The organism is Bradyrhizobium sp. USDA 326 (assembly GCF_049739485.1).
Taxonomy (GTDB): domain Bacteria; phylum Pseudomonadota; class Alphaproteobacteria; order Rhizobiales; family Xanthobacteraceae; genus Bradyrhizobium.
In genome coordinates, this window is record NZ_JBMGQA010000001.1 from 4,086,922 (window position 1) to 4,105,979 (window position 19,058).

20 protein-coding genes, 1 tRNA gene and 1 pseudogene are annotated in these 19,058 nt (G+C 64.7%); 11 read left to right on the plus strand and 11 right to left on the minus strand.

From position 1 onward, the window contains the following. Positions 1-19: 19 nt before the first annotated feature. Genes ABIG06_RS19260 through ABIG06_RS19270 form a run of 3 tightly spaced genes read right to left on the minus strand, consistent with a single transcriptional unit; the run spans position 20 to position 1,306 of the window. Positions 20-532, minus strand: a complete 513-nt coding sequence (locus tag ABIG06_RS19260) for an SRPBCC family protein (RefSeq protein WP_370138164.1) — start codon at positions 530-532, stop codon at positions 20-22. Beyond that, complete coding sequence (locus ABIG06_RS19265; protein WP_370138165.1) at positions 529-999, minus strand: SRPBCC family protein; 471 nt, start codon at positions 997-999, stop codon at positions 529-531. The genes ABIG06_RS19260 and ABIG06_RS19265 overlap by 4 nt, the downstream gene beginning before the upstream one ends. Continuing rightward, positions 992-1,306, minus strand: a complete 315-nt coding sequence (locus ABIG06_RS19270; RefSeq protein ID WP_061880471.1) for an ArsR/SmtB family transcription factor — start codon at positions 1,304-1,306, stop codon at positions 992-994. The genes ABIG06_RS19265 and ABIG06_RS19270 overlap by 8 nt, the downstream gene beginning before the upstream one ends. Positions 1,307-1,432: 126 nt before the next feature. Here ABIG06_RS19270 and ABIG06_RS19275 point away from each other — a divergent pair, with 126 nt between their 5' ends. Further along, positions 1,433-2,053: a LysE family translocator gene (locus ABIG06_RS19275; RefSeq protein ID WP_199751509.1), complete on the plus strand. Its 621-nt coding sequence runs from the start codon at positions 1,433-1,435 to the stop codon at positions 2,051-2,053. Between the two features lie 3 nt (positions 2,054-2,056). Here ABIG06_RS19275 and ABIG06_RS19280 read toward each other — a convergent pair whose 3' ends face one another. Continuing rightward, positions 2,057-2,860, minus strand: a complete 804-nt coding sequence (locus ABIG06_RS19280) for an N-formylglutamate amidohydrolase (RefSeq protein ID WP_370138166.1) — start codon at positions 2,858-2,860, stop codon at positions 2,057-2,059. Between the two features lie 76 nt (positions 2,861-2,936). Here ABIG06_RS19280 and ABIG06_RS19285 point away from each other — a divergent pair, with 76 nt between their 5' ends. After that, positions 2,937-3,335: a gamma-glutamylcyclotransferase family protein gene (locus ABIG06_RS19285; RefSeq protein WP_370138168.1), complete on the plus strand. Its 399-nt coding sequence runs from the start codon at positions 2,937-2,939 to the stop codon at positions 3,333-3,335. On the opposite strand, the gene ABIG06_RS19290 is transcribed toward ABIG06_RS19285, so the two are convergent. Further along, positions 3,332-3,895, minus strand: a complete 564-nt coding sequence (locus ABIG06_RS19290; protein ID WP_424578370.1) for a chlorite dismutase family protein — start codon at positions 3,893-3,895, stop codon at positions 3,332-3,334. The genes ABIG06_RS19285 and ABIG06_RS19290 overlap by 4 nt on opposite strands. Positions 3,896-4,150: 255 nt before the next feature. Here ABIG06_RS19290 and dnaG point away from each other — a divergent pair, with 255 nt between their 5' ends. Next, positions 4,151-6,172, plus strand: a complete 2,022-nt coding sequence (gene dnaG / locus ABIG06_RS19295; RefSeq protein ID WP_424578371.1) for a DNA primase — start codon at positions 4,151-4,153, stop codon at positions 6,170-6,172. Between the two features lie 374 nt (positions 6,173-6,546). Then, positions 6,547-8,685 carry an RNA polymerase sigma factor RpoD gene (gene rpoD, locus ABIG06_RS19300; protein ID WP_370138172.1) on the plus strand — a complete coding sequence of 713 codons (2,139 nt, stop codon included), beginning with the start codon at positions 6,547-6,549 and terminating at the stop codon, positions 8,683-8,685. Between the two features lie 115 nt (positions 8,686-8,800). Here rpoD and ABIG06_RS19305 read toward each other — a convergent pair whose 3' ends face one another. The 3 genes and pseudogenes from ABIG06_RS19305 to ABIG06_RS19315 form a co-directional block, all read right to left on the minus strand. After that, positions 8,801-9,037, minus strand: a complete 237-nt coding sequence (locus ABIG06_RS19305; RefSeq protein ID WP_370138173.1) for a hypothetical protein — start codon at positions 9,035-9,037, stop codon at positions 8,801-8,803. A 519-nt stretch (positions 9,038-9,556) separates the two neighbouring features. After that, a pseudogene (locus ABIG06_RS19310) lies at positions 9,557-9,899 on the minus strand (hypothetical protein). A gap of 113 nt (positions 9,900-10,012) precedes the next feature. Further along, positions 10,013-10,537 carry a hypothetical protein gene (locus ABIG06_RS19315; protein WP_124160472.1) on the minus strand — a complete coding sequence of 175 codons (525 nt, stop codon included), beginning with the start codon at positions 10,535-10,537 and terminating at the stop codon, positions 10,013-10,015. Positions 10,538-10,681: 144 nt separating this feature from the next. Here ABIG06_RS19315 and ABIG06_RS19320 point away from each other — a divergent pair, with 144 nt between their 5' ends. After that, on the plus strand, positions 10,682-11,488 hold the full coding sequence (locus tag ABIG06_RS19320) for a lytic murein transglycosylase (RefSeq protein WP_370138174.1): 807 nt from the start codon (positions 10,682-10,684) through the stop codon (positions 11,486-11,488). 124 nt (positions 11,489-11,612) lie between these two features. Here ABIG06_RS19320 and ABIG06_RS19325 read toward each other — a convergent pair whose 3' ends face one another. Next, positions 11,613-12,443: an SDR family NAD(P)-dependent oxidoreductase gene (locus ABIG06_RS19325; RefSeq protein ID WP_370138175.1), complete on the minus strand. Its 831-nt coding sequence runs from the start codon at positions 12,441-12,443 to the stop codon at positions 11,613-11,615. Positions 12,444-12,564: 121 nt separating this feature from the next. Here ABIG06_RS19325 and ABIG06_RS19330 point away from each other — a divergent pair, with 121 nt between their 5' ends. The 4 genes from ABIG06_RS19330 to ABIG06_RS19345 all read left to right on the plus strand — a co-directional run bounded on the left by ABIG06_RS19330 (position 12,565) and on the right by ABIG06_RS19345 (position 16,120). Beyond that, positions 12,565-12,939, plus strand: a complete 375-nt coding sequence (locus tag ABIG06_RS19330; RefSeq protein WP_370138177.1) for a response regulator — start codon at positions 12,565-12,567, stop codon at positions 12,937-12,939. A 55-nt stretch (positions 12,940-12,994) separates the two neighbouring features. Further along, positions 12,995-13,606: a LysE family translocator gene (locus ABIG06_RS19335; RefSeq protein WP_370138178.1), complete on the plus strand. Its 612-nt coding sequence runs from the start codon at positions 12,995-12,997 to the stop codon at positions 13,604-13,606. Between the two features lie 646 nt (positions 13,607-14,252). Then, complete coding sequence (locus ABIG06_RS19340; RefSeq protein ID WP_370138179.1) at positions 14,253-15,464, plus strand: GGDEF domain-containing protein; 1,212 nt, start codon at positions 14,253-14,255, stop codon at positions 15,462-15,464. Positions 15,465-15,499: 35 nt separating this feature from the next. Then, entirely contained in the window at positions 15,500-16,120 is a 621-nt protein-coding gene (locus ABIG06_RS19345) for a peptidoglycan recognition protein family protein (RefSeq protein WP_370140874.1), read from the plus strand. A gap of 232 nt (positions 16,121-16,352) precedes the next feature. Here ABIG06_RS19345 and rpoH read toward each other — a convergent pair whose 3' ends face one another. Together rpoH and ABIG06_RS19355 are read right to left on the minus strand one after the other, a co-directional pair. Then, on the minus strand, positions 16,353-17,252 hold the full coding sequence (gene rpoH, locus ABIG06_RS19350; protein WP_061880464.1) for an RNA polymerase sigma factor RpoH: 900 nt from the start codon (positions 17,250-17,252) through the stop codon (positions 16,353-16,355). 219 nt (positions 17,253-17,471) lie between these two features. After that, a complete protein-coding gene (locus ABIG06_RS19355; protein ID WP_370138181.1) occupies positions 17,472-18,479 on the minus strand; it encodes an RluA family pseudouridine synthase in 1,008 nt (335 codons plus the stop codon). Between ABIG06_RS19355 and ABIG06_RS19360 the strand changes: the two genes are divergently transcribed. Together ABIG06_RS19360 and ABIG06_RS19365 are read left to right on the plus strand one after the other, a co-directional pair. Further along, positions 18,478-18,822 (plus strand): hypothetical protein, encoded by a 345-nt coding sequence (locus tag ABIG06_RS19360; protein ID WP_370138182.1) that lies wholly within the window; start codon positions 18,478-18,480, stop codon positions 18,820-18,822. The genes ABIG06_RS19355 and ABIG06_RS19360 overlap by 2 nt on opposite strands. A 57-nt stretch (positions 18,823-18,879) precedes the next feature. Continuing rightward, positions 18,880-18,954 (plus strand) — tRNA-Glu (locus ABIG06_RS19365). The last annotated feature ends 104 nt before the right edge of the window (positions 18,955-19,058 follow it).

Below are 19,058 nucleotides of genomic sequence, written 5' to 3' on the forward strand. Positions count from 1 at the left end.
CCCGGAATGACACAGCGTCCTACGGCGTTTTGATGCCCATCGCCTTAAGCGCCTCCAGCAACCGCACCGGCGGGGACATCTCGATCTGCGGCGCCTTGCCGGTCTCCAGCAGGCTCTTCAATCCGGAGAGGATCGCGGGCCAGCCGGTACGGCCGCCGGAAAGGATGTCGTCGCTGAGCTCGCGGTCGTGGCGCTGGCTCAGGGTGAGGCGGACGGCTTCGCCGGCCTGCTCGATCTCGTAGGTGACAATGGTGGTGCCGAGCTTTTCCACGAGGTCCGGCCAGTTGACGTTCCAGCTCACCGTGAGCCTCCTCGGCGGATCGTATTCGAACACTTCGCCACGAATGTGCTCGGAGCCGTCGGGCGCGTGCACGATGAAGCTGCCGCCGAGCTTCGGCTCCATCTCCACTGCAAAGCCGGAGAAATATTTCCGGCTGAACTCGGCGGAGGTGAGCGCCTCCCACACCTTCTCCGGCGTGGAGACGATGTAGATGGTGTAGACGGTCAGCGGCTTGAACTGATCGAGGTTCATTTTGCGTCGAATCCCTTGTTGAGGGCCGCGCGCGGGATGGAGAGAACCTTGCCTGTCTCCAGGAGACTCTTCAGCCCGGACAGGATCGCCGGCCAACCATTCGAGACGGCGCCGAGATATTTGCCGCCTTCGGCGAAGCCGTCATGCAGCACGGTCAAACGCACGAGCGGGCCGAATGGTTCGAGGGTGAAGACGACGCGAGAGATCGGCTCGCCGCGCAGCTCCTCGTACTTCTGGTGCTTGAAGCTGTAGGACAGCCGTCGCGGCGGATCGGATTCCAGGATCTCGCCGGAATCGGTGACCTCGCCGTCGAGCGTGAGCGCGAAGGGAGAGCCGACCTTCCAATCCGATTTCACCTCGGCGCCGAACCAGTACTGCCTGGTGAACTCGCTCGACGTCAGCGCCTGCCACAGCTTCTCGGGCGTGGTCTCGATGTAGGTCACGTAGACGAACTCCGGCTTACTCATCGCGTTTCTCCAACTGACGTTTCAATTCGCTGAGCGCAGCGAGCTTGCCGCGCTCGAACTTCTTGATCCAGCGCTCACCGATCTGATGGATCGGCACCGGGTTGAGGTAGTGCAGCTTCTCGCGGCCCTGCCTGATGGTCGTCACCAGGTTGGCCTCTTCCAGAATGACGAGGTGTTTCGTGACGGCCTGCCGCGTCATGGCGAGGCCCTCGCAAAGTTCGTTCAACGTCTGGCCGTTCCTGGCGTGAAGCCTGTCGAGCAGCGACCGTCGTGACGCGTCGGCGAGCGCTTTGAAGACTTCATCCATGGTCGAGATAATAGGCAACCAAATGGTTGCATGTCAAGTCGCGAAAGCGAGGAGAGAGGGAACGTCTTCCGTTCCAGCCCTCGCCATGCATTAATGTGGCAAAACCGCTGTCAGCGAGTCCTCCCCATGATGTCCATGCAAGCCTATCTCGCCTTCGTCGCCGCCTGTATTGCGCTGGCGCTGCTGCCGGGACCGATCGTCACCCTCGTCATCGCCAACGGCCTGCGCCACGGCACGCGCGCCGCGCTCACCAACGTTGCCGGCGCGCAAGCGGGCCTCGCCATCGTGATCGGCATCGTCGCGGTCGGCCTGACCTCCCTGATGGCAACCATGGGCTATTGGTTCGACTGGGTGCGCTTTGCCGGTGCAGCCTATCTGATCTGGCTCGGCATCAGGCTGATCTGGGCGCCGGTCGAGGGCGTCGATCTCGAGGCGCCGCCACCGCCGCCGCGCGGCGGCTTCTTCCTGCAGGGATTCCTGGTGCTGCTGTCGAACCCCAAGGTGCTGGTGTTCTTCGGCGCCTTCATTCCGCAATTCATGGACATGAACCAGCCGCACTTTCCGCAAGTCGCGCTGCTGGGCGCCACCTTCATGGTGACGGCGGTCATGACCGATGCGCTCTACGCCATCGCCGCCGGGCGGGCCCGAAAATTCTTCTCGGCGCGCCGCACGCGGATGATGTCGCGCATCTCCGGCGGCTTCATGATCGGCGGCGGCATCTGGCTGGCGCTGACTCGGGCGAAGTGAGCATCACGCCATTCCGTCCTCGCGCAGCGTTGCTGCGATCTCGCGCAGGATCCGCGCCAGCCGCTCGGCCCATTGCTGCTGGCCGGTTTCGTCGGTGATCAGGTCCTGGCGGATTTCGATGCCGGTGTTGATCAACCCGCGCGCCTCGCCGTGCACGGGGATGGTGTAGTCGGTGATGTCGCTCACCGCATAAGGCTGGTTATCGCCGACGACGAGATCGCTCTCCCCCCGCAGGTGTTGCAGCATCAGCCGCGGCAGCACCGTATCGCGGTGATAGAGCGTGCCGATGTGCCAGGGCCGCGGGTCGCCGTAATAGACGGGCGTGAAGCTGTGCAGCGCCACCAGCACGGTTGGTCGCTCGGCGTGCACGCGCGCATCGATCGCCGCGCCGATCCGGCCGTGATAGCGATCGAAGATCTCGCGCCGGCGCATCTCCTTGGCCGCGGCCGATAGATTCTCGTTGCCGGGGATGGCGGTCGCCTCGGAGATCACAGGTATCGAGCTCGCGACGCCCGGCGGACGGTTGCAGTCGATCACGAGGCGCGAGTAGCGTTGCGCAATCAGGTGCGCGTCGAGCATCCTGGCGAGCCGCTCGGCCACGCCGGCGATGCCGATGTCCCAGGCGATGTGCCTGACAAGCTCGCCTTCCGCCAGACCGAGATCTCCGAGCGCGCGCGGTAGCACCCGCCCGTAATGATCCGCGGTGAGCAGGAAGGGCGATGCCCCCGCCGCATTCACCTCATGCACGGGCGGAATGTCGCCCTCGCCGAGCAGTTGATCAGTTACCTCGGTTGTCTCGAAATCCATCTAGATTGCCTATGGAAGAGCAACGTGTGTAAACGGAGTAACGGTATTGCGCCGTCGTCGCAACGTTGGAACACCCATGAGCTTCGATCGCCTCTTCGTCTACGGCACCCTGATGCGCGGCTTCGACCATCCGATGGCGCGGCTGCTGACGGGCCATGCGGATTTTCTGGGTGAAGCCACCTGCCGCGGCCGGCTCGTTCTGGTGAAGCACTATCCGGGATTGCTGCTCTCCGACGTGCCGACGGACATCGTCCACGGCGAGCTCTTCCGCCTGCGCGTGGCGGGCGAGCTCCTGCGCGAGCTCGACATGTACGAAGCCTGCGGCGAGGGCTTTCCGGAGCCGACCGAATATTTGCGCCAGTTGGTGGATGTGACGCGGGCCGACGGCGCCACGGAGAAGGCCTGGACCTACGTCTACAACTGGCCCGTCTCCGATCTGCCGCGCATCGATTCGGGCCGCTTCCTCGAGCATTAGGCCGACAGCACTTCCTTCACCAGGCGCACGTCGACCTCGCGCTCGACATAGGTCCACTCCTCGGTCTGCCGGAGCATCGTCACCAGCTCCTCGAACAGCGCGGCGTGCGCGGGGGCGAATTCGAACCAGGTGAGAAAGTCGAAAGGCCCGCCGAGGTCGCGGCAGTGATAGAGCTGGCGCGCAATCGCAGGCAGGAAGCGCAGGCTGCTCGCGATGGGATGCGACTTGTCCTCGAAGATCCTGCGGCGCTCTTCCTGGGTCAGCTCCCACCAGGCCTGCGACTTGCGGATCGGAATCAGCGCAGCGCTGGTCGCCTCGATGCGGCCGAGGTCAGCCTGCACGGCCACGAGCTGCTGCTTCTCGGATCGCTCGGTGTAGCGCAAGCTGCTCTCGACACCCACCAGCCGCCACGCATTGCGCGAGGGTACCAGCGGCAACGAAACGGCATCGCTGTCGGTTACCGATAGCGCCGGCACGAAGGGCAGGGGCTCGCCCGTCACGGGCGAAAGCGAGGTCACACGCCAGCCCCCGCTCTGGCCGCCTCGAAAGGTCTTGAACATGGGCGTATGGAAGCGTGGAACCGGGCGCGGTTCAAGCCTTCTGTCATTCCGGGCGCCCGCTCCGTCATCCGTCGAGGCCGGCCGAAGATACGGGCGCACTGGGTGAGGGGGCTAGGCGCCCCCGAATGACGGGGGCCAAGGCCTGTGCATAGGTCGAATAACCCGGATAAACCCGACAAACCTGGCCTTTGGCCGCGCCGCACCTATATCCCTGATCTTTCGCCGACTCACCCGGTTTCGCGCTAGACAAAATCCATGCGCTTCACGCCCCAGTTCCTCGACGAGCTTCGTGCCCGGCTTTCGGTCTCCGAAGTCGTGGGCAAGCGCGTCAAGCTGAAGAAGGCGGGGCGGGAGTGGAAGGGGCTGTCGCCGTTCCAGCAGGAGAAGACGCCGTCCTTCTACGTCAACGACCAGAAGGGTTTTTACCACGACTTCTCCTCCGGCAAGCACGGCGACATCATCACTTTCGTGATGGAGACCGACGGTCTGCCGTTCGCCGAGGCCGTGGAGCGGCTCGCCAACATGGCGGGCCTGCCGCTGCCGGCGGTGACGCCCGATGCGGCGCGGCACGAGCAGCGACGCAAATCGCTGCATGACGTCATGGATCTCGCAGCAAAATTCTTCGCGGAGACGCTGGCCTCGCGTCTCGGCGCCAAGGCGCGCGGCTATCTCGCCGACCGCGCCATCTCGCCGGGGACGCAATTGCAGTTCCGCCTCGGCTATGCCCCGCCCGATCGCTTCGCGCTGAAGGAGCATCTCGGCAAGCTCGGCATCTCCGTCGACGACATGGTCGAGACGGGATTGCTCGTCGCCGGCAACGACATCCCCGTGCCGTACGACCGCTTCCGCGATCGCGTGATGTTTCCGATCACGGATCTGCGCGGCCGCGTCATCGCCTTCGGCGGACGCGCGCTGGAGAAGGACGTTCCGGCAAAATACCTGAACTCGCCGGAGACGCCGCTCTTCCACAAGGGCGACAATCTCTACAACCACCAGACCGCGCGCAAGGCCACGCATGACGGCAGCGCTCTGATCGTCGTCGAAGGCTATGTCGACGTCATCGCCATGGTCACCGCGGGCTTTGCGGGTGCGGTGGCGCCGCTCGGCACCGCGCTGACCGAAAGCCAGCTCGCGCTGCTCTGGAAGATGGCGGACGAGCCGATCCTCTGCTTCGACGGCGACCGCGCCGGCCAGAAGGCGGCCTACCGTGCCGCCGATCTCGCGCTGCCGTTCCTCAGCCCCGGCAAGAGCCTGCGCTTTGCACTGCTGCCGGAGGGGCAGGATCCCGACGATCTCGTGCGCTCCGGCGGACGCGGCGCGATCGAGGAGGTGATCGGGGCGGCGCGACCGCTTGCCGACATGATCTGGTCGCGCGAGCTCGAAGGCGGCAATTTCGCCACCCCCGAGCGCCGCGCCGCGCTGGAGGCGCGCATCAGGGAGCTCACCAACGGCATTCGCGACGAGGTGGTGCGGCGCTATTATCGCGACGAATTCGTCGAGCGGCTGCAGCGCACCTTCGCGCCCGAAGCTGGACGCGGCTATGGCGGCCGGGGCAATTTCCGCTCCGGCGGCGGCCGGCCGTTCCAGCCGAGGGCAGGGGGAAGCGCGAATCGATTCGGCGGCCAGGGATTTGGTGGACAGGGATTTGGCGGCGGCCGCCGCGGCGCCCCCGGCCCGACCCCGCTCCCGTCCGGCCCCTATCAGGCGGCGAGCCCCCAGCTGGCGGCAAGCCCGATCATGAAGGGCCAGCGCAGCGCGATCTCCCGCCGAGAGGCCCTGATCCTGCAATGTCTGATCAACCACCCCTGGCTGCTGCACGACCACCTCGAGGAGGTCGCCGCCCTGGAGCTGGCCCATCCGGAGGCCCATAAGCTGCGGGCCGGCATCATCGCCGCCTTCGCCAACGACCACCATCATTTGCCGGAGCCCGGCGAGCAGGCCGAAAAGATGCGTGGCGATCTCGATCGGGGCGGATTTTCCCAAGTTCTTCAAAGGGTTGAGAATGGCATCACGACCCAGGCGGTGTGGGGTGCCCGCGAAGGCGCGGCGCGGGATGACGTTCTTGCGACGTGGCACCAGCTCGTTGTCTTGCATCGGCAATGGCATTCACTACTTAGGGAGCTGAAGGACGCCGAGCTGGCCTTGGGGGAGGATCCCAGCGAGGCCAATTTGGCATGGCTCCGTGACGTCAAGGCCCGGATGGCCGAGGTCGACGGCACCGAGGCCCTGATCGAGGGTTTTGGCGAGCTGTCGGGCCGGCTTCAGAAGAGCGTATGATGAAAGAATCATGCGGACGGCCGGGGTCGGAACCGCTAAAAGACTCGCCAAATCCAAGGTTTGGCGGCACAAACAGGGTTAATCGAGGCTTAACGGTCTTGTAGCACTTTGGCCCAGAGGCGGCCGCAGGCAGAACAGACGCGTCAGGAATGAATCCGCGCAATCGCTGTTGGCACTACACCTGCACCCGCCGCGACAAAGAGGCTGACGAAGCGTTAGGCAATTCCGGCGAGAGAAAGTTGGGGGGGCGAGAGGTTTGTGCGCCGCCCTTTCCGTGTCGAGAGCTGCCGAAGCGAGAGCGTCGAGCAACAGGTTCAAGTGAATTCAGGCAGGCGCTGCGGGCGTCTCGCGTGAAGCGCGTTTAGGAGCAATGGATGGCCACCAAGGCAAAGACGCTGCAGGCGAAGGACAAGGAAAAAGACGACAAGGCAGCGGATGCGCCGGAGAAGGACTCCCAGGACGCGCCCTCGCCGTTGCTCGACCTGTCCGACGCCGCCGTGAAGAAGATGATCAAGCAGGCCAAGAAGCGCGGCTTCGTGACCTTCGATCAGCTCAACGAAGTCTTGCCGTCCGACCAGACCTCGCCCGAACAGATCGAGGACATCATGTCGATGCTCTCGGACATGGGCATCAACGTCACGGAAGCCGACGACACCGAAGGCGAGGAAGAGAAGGACGAGGGCGACGACGAGACCGATAACGAGCTCGTCGAGGTCACCCAGAAGGCCGTCACCGAGGTCAAGAAAAGCGAGCCGGGCGAACGTACCGACGATCCCGTGCGCATGTATCTGCGCGAGATGGGCACGGTCGAGCTGCTCTCCCGCGAAGGCGAAATCGCGATCGCCAAGCGCATCGAGGCCGGCCGCGAGGCAATGATCGCAGGGCTGTGCGAAAGCCCGCTGACCTTCCAGGCCATCATCATCTGGCGCGACGAGCTCAACGAGGGCAAGATCTTCCTCCGCGACATCATCGATCTCGAAGCAACTTATGCCGGCCCGGACGCCAAGGGCGGAATGAACAATGCGATGATCGCAGGTCCCAGCGGCGAGGCCGGAGAAGCTTCGGCCGAGGGCGGCGAGGCCGCCGCCACCGCTGCGCCCGCGCATGTGGCGCCGCCTGCGGCGCCGCCGGCGCCGACCCCGTTCCGTGCCGCGCCTGCAGCCGCTGGCGCCGAGGCCGGCGAGGAGAAGGATCCGGGCGAGGCCGCCGCCGAAGCCGACATGGACGACGACGAGTTCGAGAACCAGATGTCGCTCGCGGCGATCGAGGCCGAGCTCAAGCCGAAGGTGGTCGAGATCTTCGACAAGATCGCCGACAGCTACAAGAAGCTGCGCAAGCTTCAGGAGCAGGACATCCAGAACCAGCTCCAGAACGAGTCGCTCTCGCCGCACCAGGAGCGCAAGTACAAGAAGCTCAAGGACGAGATCATCGTCGAGGTGAAGTCGCTGCGCCTCAACCAGGCGCGTATCGACAGCCTCGTCGAGCAGCTCTACGACATCAACAAGCGCCTCGTCTCGCATGAGGGCCGCCTGATGCGCCTTGCCGACAGCCACGGCGTCGCGCGCGAGGATTTTCTGCGCAACTACACGGGTTCTGAATTGGACCCGCGCTGGCTCAACCGCGTCTCGAAGCTGTCCGCAAAAGGCTGGAAGAATTTCGTCCACCACGAGAAGGACCGCATCAAGGACCTTCGCCACGAGGTGCATCAGCTCGCCGCGCTCACCGGCCTCGAGATCGTCGAGTTCCGCAAGATCGTGCACTCCGTGCAGAAGGGCGAGCGCGAGGCACGTCAGGCCAAGAAGGAGATGGTGGAAGCCAACCTCCGCCTCGTGATCTCGATCGCCAAGAAGTACACCAACCGCGGCCTGCAGTTCCTCGACCTGATCCAGGAAGGCAACATCGGCCTGATGAAGGCGGTCGACAAGTTCGAGTATCGCCGCGGCTACAAGTTCTCGACCTACGCCACCTGGTGGATCCGGCAGGCGATCACGCGCTCGATCGCGGACCAGGCCCGCACCATCCGTATCCCCGTGCACATGATCGAGACGATCAACAAGATCGTGCGCACGTCGCGCCAGATGCTCAACGAGATCGGCCGCGAACCGACGCCGGAAGAGCTCGCCGAAAAGCTCGGCATGCCGCTGGAGAAAGTGCGAAAAGTCCTCAAGATCGCCAAGGAGCCGCTGTCGCTGGAGACGCCGGTCGGTGACGAGGAGGATTCACATCTCGGCGACTTCATCGAGGACAAGAACGCGATCCTGCCGATCGACGCCGCGATCCAGTCCAACCTGCGCGAGACCACCACGCGCGTTTTGGCCTCGCTCACCCCGCGCGAAGAGCGCGTCCTGCGCATGCGCTTCGGCATCGGCATGAACACCGACCACACGCTGGAAGAAGTCGGCCAGCAGTTCAGCGTGACGCGCGAACGCATCAGGCAGATCGAGGCGAAGGCGCTGCGCAAACTGAAGCATCCGTCGCGGTCGCGGAAGCTGCGGAGCTTCCTGGACAATTAATTCGGATTGTCATGCCCGGGCCTGACCCGGGCATCCACCCCAGACAAAAACGGCGGGCCGAAAGCCCGCCGTTTTTGTTTGCGTTGGAGCTTGGAGTATCACGCGTCCAACCGCGCTACTTCTTCTTCGCCCCCACCCGCTCGATCCGCTTGATCTCCAGTGGCGGGCGGCCGCTCTTCTCGGCGATCTCGCGGTCCTGCTCCATGATGAAGCCGCGGGCGGGTTCGTCGCCGTCGAGGCCGCCGAGGAGTTCAGCGGGCACGCGGCGGTTGGAGCGTTGGGAATCGTCTTCATAGACGACGTTGAAGAAGGCGAATTCGCCTTTGAGATTGGTACCGGGTTTCTTGGCCATGGCGGCTTTTCGTCGATAGCCACGCCGCAGTCAAATGACTTTGGCGCTGATCGACCTCCGCCGCGTCCGAACGCGGCGGGCTTGGCGCGGCTGTGAAGGTACCTGATGTGGGGAGGAAGGAGGAGCCAGAGATCTTCTGCGGCCCTTCGAGAAGACTTTCGTCTCCAATAAACGGCGGGCCCGAAGCCCGCCGTTTATCTTGGTCTTCAGCGCCGCCCGGGGCTGGCAGGGCGACAACCTAAGATAGAATACTATAGAAGGCGCGCTGCGATGGCAAGGTAAATCGTGGTGGTGCCGATGTCGCAGCCAGCGCATCAGATATGCGTTTGTTCCGATGTGCGACATGGTCATGCATAGAGACATGCTTTGAGCTGCCAAATCATTTTGTTCATCTCGCTTGCTCTTGCGACCCAGCGAGAGCGAGGCGCTCTGTAGGAAAACGCGTTGGCCTGCACGTATTCCCGCCGGCGTGCCCTGTGATTGCAAAGCAAAGCCGGTGCCATCCTCCGAACGCGTATCTCAATGCGTGTGTGTGCGCTGCGTCAATTCCGGCACGGCGAGTCGCGATCCGTGCCCGCCGCCCTTGTCGGTGTCCTCCTTGCGCCCCTGCGCCATGATCGCGGTGCCCATCGCGGCGGAACCGAAGGTGATGAGAAAGGATGCGAGCAGCAGGAGAAGCGCCACGCCGGGCGCGCGGTCGGCGAAGATCAGCTCGCAGATGTCCGGGATTGAGCCAGAGCAGGCCGCTAACCAGCAGCGCGGCGGCGCCGGCGCCGATGGCGAGATTGATGGCGAGCAGGCGGAACAGCGGGATGCGGAGGAGGGCGGGGGTTGCCCGGCGAGGATGCTGATGGTTGGACATGGGTGGTTGCTTCGCGCCGGCTTTGATGCAGTGACTGACGGTTGCTCAGGCATCGGCATTCTAGCGCCGACTCTCTCCGCTCGTCATTCTGGGGCGCGACGATATCATCCGCCTCACGCCGCCGGTGCGACCCGGCTGCCCGAATCCTGCGCGGCCTGTTGGCGCTCCATCATGGTCTGCCACAGCGTTGCGATGCTCACTTGCGTCTGCGGCGCGATCAGGCAGTGCCCCTCATTGTCGAAGCCGCAGAACCGAGCCGACGGGTCCTTCTTTACCTCGGTCAGCGCCTGGTTGATCATCTCAAGGCACGTCATCACCTGCCCGATATCCTGCAGGCGCGTGTGATGCAGGATGTCCATCAGGCGGAACGTCATTACCGCAGGGCGGCCGAAGCTGATGCCGGGGCGGCCGAGCTCGAACAGCACGTTCACCGCAGGAAGCACGCCGCGGATGTGCTCGAGCACGCCGGCCATGTCTTCCACGCTGCAGGCGACGAGATGGGCCGCCTGTGGTGGCGGCGCGGCCTCCGGCGTCCGTGGCGCCAGCCCGAGTGTGGCCATCACCTCCTGCTCGATCCATTGCCGCACCGGGGCGGGGGCATTGCGGATCTGCTCGGCGGTCAAGGTGATTCCAGTCATGTGCGGTTCTCCTGTTTGCCTCAATCTAGAAAGCACGGCGTGAGGCGGTTTGATGCGGATCAAGCCTGCCGCTTTGACGCTCGCTGCGTTCCCGGGCATGATCGGCTGCCTGCTTCGCGCAAGGAATTTGAGGAACTGCTGCACATGCTGAGACCGCTTCTCGCCGCCGCCGTCGTCGTTTGTCTGACCGGCGGGTCGGCGCAGGCCGCCCGCTGCGGCGGCGATTTCGACAGCTTTGTCGCCAGCATGGCGCAGGAAGCACAGGCGGCCGGCGTCTCGGCGGGCGTGACCAATGCGGCGCTCGGCGGCGTGACCCAGGACGCTGCCGTGCTCGCCTTCGACCGGCGCCAGCGCTACACCTTCAAGAAGAGCTTCGAGCAGTACGTCTCGACACGTGTCGGCCCCGGCCGCATCAATGGCGGCCGCGCGATGCTCCAGCGTCACGCCGCGCTGCTCTCCCGCGTCGAGCAGCAATTCGGCGTGCCGCGCTATATCCTGGTCGCGATCTGGGGTCTTGAGAGTGATTTCGGCAAGGGCGACACCGGCAAGCTGCCGGTGATCCGCACGCTGGCGACGCTCGCGCATGATTGCCGCCGCACCGATCTGTTCCAGGGCGAGCTGCTCGCCGCGCTCAAGATCGTGCAGCGCGGCGACCTGCCGCTGCGCGACCTCATCGGCGCCTATGCCGGCGAGATCGGCCAGACCCAGTTCCTGCCGTCGTCCTACATCAAGTACGGCGTCGATTTCGACGGCGACGGCCATGTCGACCTCCGCCACAGCGTCCCCGACGTGCTCGCCTCGACCGCGAACCTCCTGCACACCAACGGCTTCAAGATGGGCCAGCCCTATGATGAAGGCACGCCGAACTTCGAGGCGATGCGCGAATGGAACAGGGCGGTGGTCTATCGCAAGACGATCGGGTATTTCGCCGATCGGCTGGCGGGGCAGTGAGGAGCGGCGCGCCGCCAGCCACACTCGATTGCGAGCGCAGCGACGCAATCCAGAGTCTTTCCGCGGAGACTGTCTGGGTTGCTTCGCTGCGCTCGCAATGACGGTGGAGAGACATTGTCTCTCCTCACGTCCCCTTCGCCATCTTCTCCAGTCGCCGCTGCAGCGGCGCCCAGTACGTTGCCGGGCGGAAGCGCTGCAACAGGTCCATGAAGCGGGCGTCGTTGCCGATCAGGATGCGCGGCTCGTTCCTCTCGATGCCCCTGATGATGCGCAGCGCGGCATCCTTTGGCGTGGTCTTCGCTGCGTTCTCGAACCGGTCGATCGATTGCGCGCGGCGGGCATTGTCGGTGACGCCGATCCCGGTGCGCGCGTTGCGCGCGATCGCGGTGGCGACGCCGCCGGGATGGACGACCGACAGCTTGACCGGGCTTCCCGCCATCGCCAGCTCGTGCCGCACGCTCTCGGAGAAGCCGCGCACCGCGAACTTCGCCGCCGCATAGGCCGATTGCCCCGGCGGCGCGATGATGCCGAAGATCGAGGAGAGGTTGACGATGTGTGCCTCTGCCAGCGTCTTCAGATGTGGCAGGAAGGCGCGCGTGCCGTGCACCACGCCCCAGAAATTGATGTCGAACAGCCAGTCCATCTGGGCCTGGTCGATCTCCTCGAACGAGCCCATGAGCGCCACGCCGGCATTGTTGATGACGATGCCGAGGGCGGGATGCGCGGTGGTTGCTTCGCTTGCGAACTGCGCGATGTCGGCGGGCTCGCCGACATCGACGCGATGCACGCTGACCCTTCGCGTTGTTCCGATCTCCGCCGCGACCATCTTCAATGCGGCCTCGTCGCGGTCGGCCAGCGCGAGATCGCAGCCGCGCTGCGCCAGCTCAACCGCCAGCGCCCGGCCGATGCCGCTCGCGGCTCCCGTGATGGCGGCGGCGCCCCGAATCTTCGTCATGAATTCCCCCGTCAAGTCCCCGAACGTGGAACTATGAATTACTTTTTTTTGAAATGAAACCGAACCGTTGCCGGCCTCGGTTTTTAACATGCGTTATGGAGGCATGCATTGGGAGCCGCCGATGGGACAAGCAAAGCCGTTTCGCGCGACAGCGCTGATCGTTGAAGACGACGTCATGCAGCGGGAGATGCTTTGCGTTCTCCTGGAAGAGAGCGGCTACCAGGTCATCCAGTGCGAAAGCGCGGAGGCCGCCGAGCGCGTGCTCGACAAGAGCGCAGGCGCGCTCTGTCTGATGCTGACCGACGTCCAGCTTGCTGGCCGCATGAACGGTGTCGAGCTCGCGCACGTCGCCAAGCACCGCAATCCGAAGCTCGATGTCGTCGTCACCTCCGGCCGCCCCTTGAAGCAGCCCTTGCCCGATGGCGCCAAGTTCTGGGCCAAACCCTGGGCGCCGCTCGACGTGCTGCGCGAGGCCGAGCTCGCTCAGCTGTCCTGACGGCTGCCCCGCGGGCGCGCTTTCTCGCCGCGAGCCGCGGTGATAAGGTCGGTCCATGACCTTGTCCTTCCTGCTCACCTCGCTCATCGTCGTGGCATCGCCTGGCACCGGCGTGCTCTACACGCTCGCGGCGGCGCTGACCCGCGGCTCGCACGCGAGTATAGCGGCCGCCTTCGGCTGCACGCTCGGCATCGTGCCGCACATGGTGGCGGCGATGCTCGGCCTTGCCGCCGTGCTCCACACCAGCGCGCTCGCGTTCGCCGTGCTGAAATGGTGCGGCGTCGCCTATCTTCTCTATATGTCCTGGCAGGCGCTGCGTGAGAGGGGGGCGCTCGCGGTCGGCGGCGAGATCAAGGAGCGGTCGAGCGGCCGCGTCATCGTCACCGGCTTCCTGATCAACATCCTCAATCCAAAGCTGTCGATCTTCTTCCTCGCCTTCCTGCCGCAGTTCATCGCGGCGGACGAGGTCCATGTGCTGGCTCGCATGCTGGAACTGAGCGGCGCCTTCATGGGCATGACCTTTGCGGTGTTCGTCCTCTATGGACTCTGCGCTGCCTCCGTGCGCGAGCGCGTCATCTCCCGTCCCCGCGTCATGGCCTGGCTGCGGCGGAGCTTTGCTGCCGGCTTTGCCGCGCTCGGTGCCAAGCTTGCGTTTGCGGAGCGGTAGAGTCTTCTCTTCACCTCTCGAAACGTCGTCATGCCCCGGCTTGTCCCAGGCAACGCGCCTCGGACACTTACCCAATAAAAAAGCGGGCTTTGCGCCCGCCACCTTCCAACCTGCCCGACTATACCCGACGCCCGGGCGGAGCGAGACTCCACCCGGGCAAAGAAACAGAAGCCTCGTTACTTCTTCTTCGCCTTCTTGGCCTTTTTCGCCTTCTTCTTCACCGCCTTCTTCGCTTTCTTAGCCATAGTATCCTCTTAGGGGTTAATGGTGGAACGCGACACGAGGGATGCTCGGCGGAGGGCCAGCCTCGCAACATCCTCGATGACAAACTCAGCAGATTCGGAGCCGGCTGCCCCGCGCCGTCATATCTCCGTCATTGCGTTATCCACAGCTCAGATGCGTTTTGGGTGATCTTTGGCCCCGAATCCGCTGCGTCGCCGCCCGCTCTCCGCAGCAAGGTTTGATTAACGATGCCGCAATCCGTTCGCGGATTCATCAATCCAAAACCAACGCCCGACTTTGCGCGATTGCGGTGAGACTCCATTAAGCGCGCCGCGCACATGATCGCCCGCAAGAACACGGGGGCGGGTATGTACGGGCAGTTGCCAAACGAAGAGGGCGGGACCATGCACGTCCCGCAGTCGCCATGCTGAGCGTGCCGACACTCTGGACCGTCATCGTCATCAATTTCCTGGCGCTGGGCCTGGTCTGGGCCTATGTGGCGCGCGCCTATCCCAAATTCGAGGCGGCGCGGTACTGGACGGCGGCGGCGGTGCTGGCTGCAGCAGGCGCGGCCATCTCGATGCTGCGTGACGTCATGGATCCACGCTTTCCGCTGATCGGCGGCGGCGGCCTGATGATCTTTTCGTCGTGGCTCGCCTGCATGGGCGTCGCCCGGTTCTATCACCGCCCGGTGTCCTGGCCAGCGGCGATCGCCAACTCGGTCCTAGCCAGCGCCGGTCTCGCCTTCTTCCTGGTCGTCACCGACAACATGCCGATGCGGGTCGTGATCTACTCGCTGGCACAATCGACCCCAATTGCGCTGATGCTGCCGCTGCTGCTCGGTCAGCAGAACGGCCGGGAGAATCCGGGGGCGCGCCTCGCTGCGATTGTGGGCTTTCTGCTCCTGTCCATTCACGTCGTCCGCTCCGGCGCGGCGCTGCTCGGCTATGGCGGCGCCATCACCGCGATCAATTTCAACGGCCTGCAGGCTGTGATGATCCTGCTCCTGGTGTTCCTGGCCATGGGCTGGAATTTCGCCTGTCTGCTCATGGCGATCGAGCGGCTGCGCAACGAGGTTGCGGACCTTGCGCTGCTCGACGATCTCACCGGCGTCGCCAACCGGCGACATCTCTTGCAGCGCCTGACCGAGGAATGCGCCCGCTCGACGCGCAGCGGCGCGCCGTTCTCGCTGCTGCTGATCGATCTCGATGGCTTCAAGACCGTCAACGACACGCATGGTCATGCCGCCGGCGATGCCTGCCTGAAGCACTTCACCCTGATGGCGCAGACGCGCCTCCGGCCCGGCGACATGCTCGCCCGCACCGGCGGCGACGAGTTCTGCGTCGTGCTGCCGTCCTCGTCCTTGTGCGAGGCCTCCGCGATCGCCCGCCGCGTGATCGAGGTCTGCCGTCAGGATGCCGCCACCTGCACCGGCAACGACATTCCGATCGCGATCTCGATCGGGGTTGCGCAGTGGGACTGCGACGTCGGGGAGTTCCCGGATCGCCTGATGGCCAACGCCGACCATGCCCTCTATGCCGCCAAGAAGAACGGCAAGAACGATTTCGCGATCTATGATCCCGCCCCGCCGCCGCTTTCGCCCGACACGATCGAGGCGTTGAGGAAATTCGCGTAAAGCCTGCTAGGCTTGGATCGCACTGGGCCTTGCATATGATGTTTCGCGTGCTCGCGGTCATTCTCGCCGCTCTTCTGATCAGTCCCGCCGCCGCTGACGACGCCGAGCTCGTCAAGCTCGCGCGCGCCTCCGGCACGCCCGACATTCCCGGCCTGAAGATCGTCTGGCTGGCGCCGTGGGGCGACGTCCGCAACGCCAAGCCCTGGCGCAACATCATCGTGCACCAGACCGAGGGACCTGCGGGCTCGGCGCGCGGCGGCGCGCAAGCGCAGGCGAAGAACCCGACACGGCGCGGCGTCACGGTCTGGGTCGAGACCGACGGCACGGTCTATTGGGCCGTCGCCGAAAACCTGGTGCCGACCCACGGCGATGGCGCCAACCGCAACGACAACAAGTACATCGACAACAGCTCGACCTACCGCCAGGTGGTGCGCGACAACTCGATCGGCGTCGAGTTCGCCGGCAACTATCCCGATGTCACGACGGAGCCGACCGAGGCGCAGGTCGCGGCGTGGAAGATTCTCGTGCAGGTGCTGCGCGCGCGCTATGGCATCCCGCTTGATCGCGTCTATGCGCACAATTGGATCGACTACAAGGACGCGCGCTATTGCGAAGGCTGCACGCTCGCGACGCTGGCAAGGCAGTGGGGAGAGTAGTCTCCTCCGTCATTCCGGGCGCGACGAAGTCGCGAGCCCGGATCCATTCGTCCACCAACTCTGCGGCCTGATGGATTCTCAGGTGCGCAATTGCGCACCATAGCTCGCGCGCGTGCCCCGGAATGACAGCGGAGCGCCGTCCGCCGAACCGTGTCACGCAAACAAAAAAGCCGGCGTTGCCGCCGGCTTTTTCTCTCTTTCGATCCGCCAATCTCTTCTGCTGAACTGCCGCTTAGTGCGCGGCTTCCAGCGCGGCCTGTTCCTGCCTTGCGATCGTGCCCTTGACCGCGGACTGCACCTTCTCGAAGGCGCGGACCTCGATCTGGCGGACGCGCTCGCGCGACACGCCGAACTCGGCGGCAAGGTCTTCCAGCGTCATCGGCTCATCGGCGAGGCGGCGCGCCTCGAAGATGCGGCGTTCGCGCGGGTTGAGCACGCCCATGGCGCCGTTCAGCGCATCACGGCGGTGATCATACTCCTCGTGCTCCGCCATCATGGCTTCCTGGTTGGGCGTGTTGTCGACCAGCCAGTCCTGCCATTCGCCAGCTTCGCCGTCGTCGCGGATCGGAGCGTTGAGCGACGCGTCGCCGCCGAGGCGGCGGTTCATGTCGATCACGTCCTGATCGGTGACGCCGAGGCGCTTGGCAATCATCTTCACCTGGTCGGGGCGGAGATCGCCTTCGTCCAGCGCGTTGATCTTGCTCTTCGCCTTGCGCAGGTTGAAGAACAGCTTCTTCTGGTTCGCGGTGGTGCCCATCTTCACGAGCGACCAGGAACGCAGGATGTACTCTTGAATCGACGCCTTGATCCACCACATGGCGTAGGTGGCGAGACGGAACCCCTTCTCGGGTTCGAAACGCTTCACCGCCTGCATCAGGCCGACATTGCCTTCCGAGACGACCTCGGAGATCGGCAGGCCGTAGCCGCGATAGCCCATGGCGATCTTGGCCACGAGCCGGAGATGGCTGGTGACGAGTTGGTGCGCCGCGTCGCGATCGTCATGCTCGCGCCAACGCTTGGCGAGCATGTATTCCTGCTGGGGTTCCAGCATCGGAAACTTGCGGATCTCGGCGAGGTAGCGAGAAAGGCCGGATTCTCCATTGAGGACCGGCAAAGCAGCGGTACGGGCCATAGTGCGCCCTCCAAAAAGGTTCAGGCCCCCGATAGCGGCGGGCCAGGCAGACGACCGCTGTGTTAAAGCCGGCCGTAGCTGCGATGTTCCGCGTTGGTCATTTCAACGCAGACGCAATATACCCTATCGGGGGTCGAAAAGGGAAGGATTGCTGACGTCACGTCCCCGTGTGGCAGCTATAACTTTTTGTAATGTAAAGACTTTCTGAAACGGCCTGCGTCATAGCGCCGCTTTGAGGGCGCATTCGAGGAGAAGCAAATCCTCCGGCAGTGGCGCTTCCCAGTGGAGTAATTCTCCTGTCCTTGGGTGCTCCAATTCCAGCAGGTAAGCATGTAGGGCCTGCCGCCCCAGCGCCGCCAAAGCGGCCTGCGACTGAGGCGCCAGCTGGTTGGCTTTGGTCTTGAAATGCGGGCCATAGACGGCATCGCCCATCAGGGGGTGGCCGATATGGGCGAGGTGGACGCGGATCTGATGGGTGCGGCCGGTCTCGAGCTCGCAGGCGAGCAGGACGGCGACCGGCTTTCCGTCGCGCCCGGCGAAGCTCTCCAGGATCTCCCAATGCGTCACCGCCTCGCGGCCACCCTGGCGCACCGCCATCTTCTCGCGCGCATGCGGATGGCGGTCGATCGGCGCATCGACCGTGCCGCGATGCCGGTTCGGCACCCCCCAGGCAAAGGCCATGTAGCCGCGGCGCATCGCGCCGGTGCGGCCGTGGTCGGCGAATTGGGCTGACAGCGAGGCATGCGCAAGGTCGTTCTTGGCGACCACCATCAGCCCTGTCGTGTCCTTGTCGAGCCGGTGCACGATGCCGGGCCGGCGCACCCCGCCAATGCCGGACAGCGAGGCGCCGCAATGGGCGATCAGCGCGTTGACCAGCGTGCCGGTCTCGTGGCCGGCCGCGGGGTGGACCACCAGCCCCTTCGGCTTGTTGATGACGACGATGTCGTCGTCCTCGAACACGATATCGAGGGCGATATCCTCCCCCATGGGCTCGGCGGGCGCCGCCTCCGGCACGTCGATTATGATCGTATCACCGGGACTGACGTGATAAGCGGGGTCGCGGACCGCGGAGGCCTTCAGGTGCACTGCGCCCGCCAGGATCAGGGCTTTCAGCCTCGATCGCGATAGCTCCGGCCGGCGCGCCGCCAGCACGCGGTCGAGGCGGGACGAGCCCTCGTCGCCGGCGACCACCACCTCCAACCTTTGCGCAGACCCAGAGCTTTCCATGACGACGTCTGATACCGCTGTTCCCGAACCGACCCCCGAGCAGGCCGCGCTGTTCGCGCGGGTGCGGCGGATGATGCTGATCGCGGGGTTGACCACGGCGCTGGCGATCTGCGCCGTGCTGCTCGCGGTGGGCTACCGCCTTTTCAAGTCGGAGGGAAGGGCGCCCGAACCGGTGGGCGACGTCATCGCCACCCTGCCGAAGGGCGCCAGGATTGTCTCGACCGGCGTCGCCGGCGACCGGCTGGTTATCACGCTCGACATCGGCGGCGTCACCGAGATCCGCACCTTCGACGCCCACACCCTCAAGCCGGCCGGAAGGCTGAAATTTGCCAACGAGCCGTAAAAGGCCCGTCGGGGTCCTTGCGGCGGACAAATTTCGAGGTTATTGGCTAGCCCTCACGCTCCCTTCGTCTAGCGGTTAGGACGCGGCCCTCTCAAGGCTGAAACAGGGGTTCGATTCCCCTAGGGAGCGCCAGCGATTTCAGTCACTTAGCTGGTCCCATTTTCTCCCGTTCCGTCGCCGACGAGGTTGGAGCCGAGTATCGAGCGCAAGCGGTTTCTCTTGCGCTTCGCGATAGC

Bases quoted from the DNA above. Each gene is read 5' to 3' on its own strand.
- ABIG06_RS19260 (WP_370138164.1), bottom strand. From the start codon at position 532: ATGAACCTCGATCAGTTCAAGCCGCTGACCGTCTACACCATCTACATC.
- ABIG06_RS19265 (WP_370138165.1), bottom strand. From the start codon at position 999: ATGAGTAAGCCGGAGTTCGTCTACGTGACCTACATCGAGACCACGCCC.
- ABIG06_RS19270 (WP_061880471.1), bottom strand. From the start codon at position 1,306: ATGGATGAAGTCTTCAAAGCGCTCGCCGACGCGTCACGACGGTCGCTG.
- ABIG06_RS19275 (WP_199751509.1), top strand. From the start codon at position 1,433: ATGATGTCCATGCAAGCCTATCTCGCCTTCGTCGCCGCCTGTATTGCG.
- ABIG06_RS19280 (WP_370138166.1), bottom strand. From the start codon at position 2,860: ATGGATTTCGAGACAACCGAGGTAACTGATCAACTGCTCGGCGAGGGC.
- ABIG06_RS19285 (WP_370138168.1), top strand. From the start codon at position 2,937: ATGAGCTTCGATCGCCTCTTCGTCTACGGCACCCTGATGCGCGGCTTC.
- ABIG06_RS19290 (WP_424578370.1), bottom strand. From the start codon at position 3,895: ATGTTCAAGACCTTTCGAGGCGGCCAGAGCGGGGGCTGGCGTGTGACC.
- dnaG (WP_424578371.1), top strand. From the start codon at position 4,151: ATGCGCTTCACGCCCCAGTTCCTCGACGAGCTTCGTGCCCGGCTTTCG.
- rpoD (WP_370138172.1), top strand. From the start codon at position 6,547: ATGGCCACCAAGGCAAAGACGCTGCAGGCGAAGGACAAGGAAAAAGAC.
- ABIG06_RS19305 (WP_370138173.1), bottom strand. From the start codon at position 9,037: ATGGCCAAGAAACCCGGTACCAATCTCAAAGGCGAATTCGCCTTCTTC.
- ABIG06_RS19315 (WP_124160472.1), bottom strand. From the start codon at position 10,537: ATGACTGGAATCACCTTGACCGCCGAGCAGATCCGCAATGCCCCCGCC.
- ABIG06_RS19320 (WP_370138174.1), top strand. From the start codon at position 10,682: ATGCTGAGACCGCTTCTCGCCGCCGCCGTCGTCGTTTGTCTGACCGGC.
- ABIG06_RS19325 (WP_370138175.1), bottom strand. From the start codon at position 12,443: ATGACGAAGATTCGGGGCGCCGCCGCCATCACGGGAGCCGCGAGCGGC.
- ABIG06_RS19330 (WP_370138177.1), top strand. From the start codon at position 12,565: ATGGGACAAGCAAAGCCGTTTCGCGCGACAGCGCTGATCGTTGAAGAC.
- ABIG06_RS19335 (WP_370138178.1), top strand. From the start codon at position 12,995: ATGACCTTGTCCTTCCTGCTCACCTCGCTCATCGTCGTGGCATCGCCT.
- ABIG06_RS19340 (WP_370138179.1), top strand. From the start codon at position 14,253: ATGCTGAGCGTGCCGACACTCTGGACCGTCATCGTCATCAATTTCCTG.
- ABIG06_RS19345 (WP_370140874.1), top strand. From the start codon at position 15,500: ATGATGTTTCGCGTGCTCGCGGTCATTCTCGCCGCTCTTCTGATCAGT.
- rpoH (WP_061880464.1), bottom strand. From the start codon at position 17,252: ATGGCCCGTACCGCTGCTTTGCCGGTCCTCAATGGAGAATCCGGCCTT.
- ABIG06_RS19360 (WP_370138182.1), top strand. From the start codon at position 18,478: ATGACGACGTCTGATACCGCTGTTCCCGAACCGACCCCCGAGCAGGCC.
- ABIG06_RS19355 (WP_370138181.1), bottom strand. From the start codon at position 18,479: ATGGAAAGCTCTGGGTCTGCGCAAAGGTTGGAGGTGGTGGTCGCCGGC.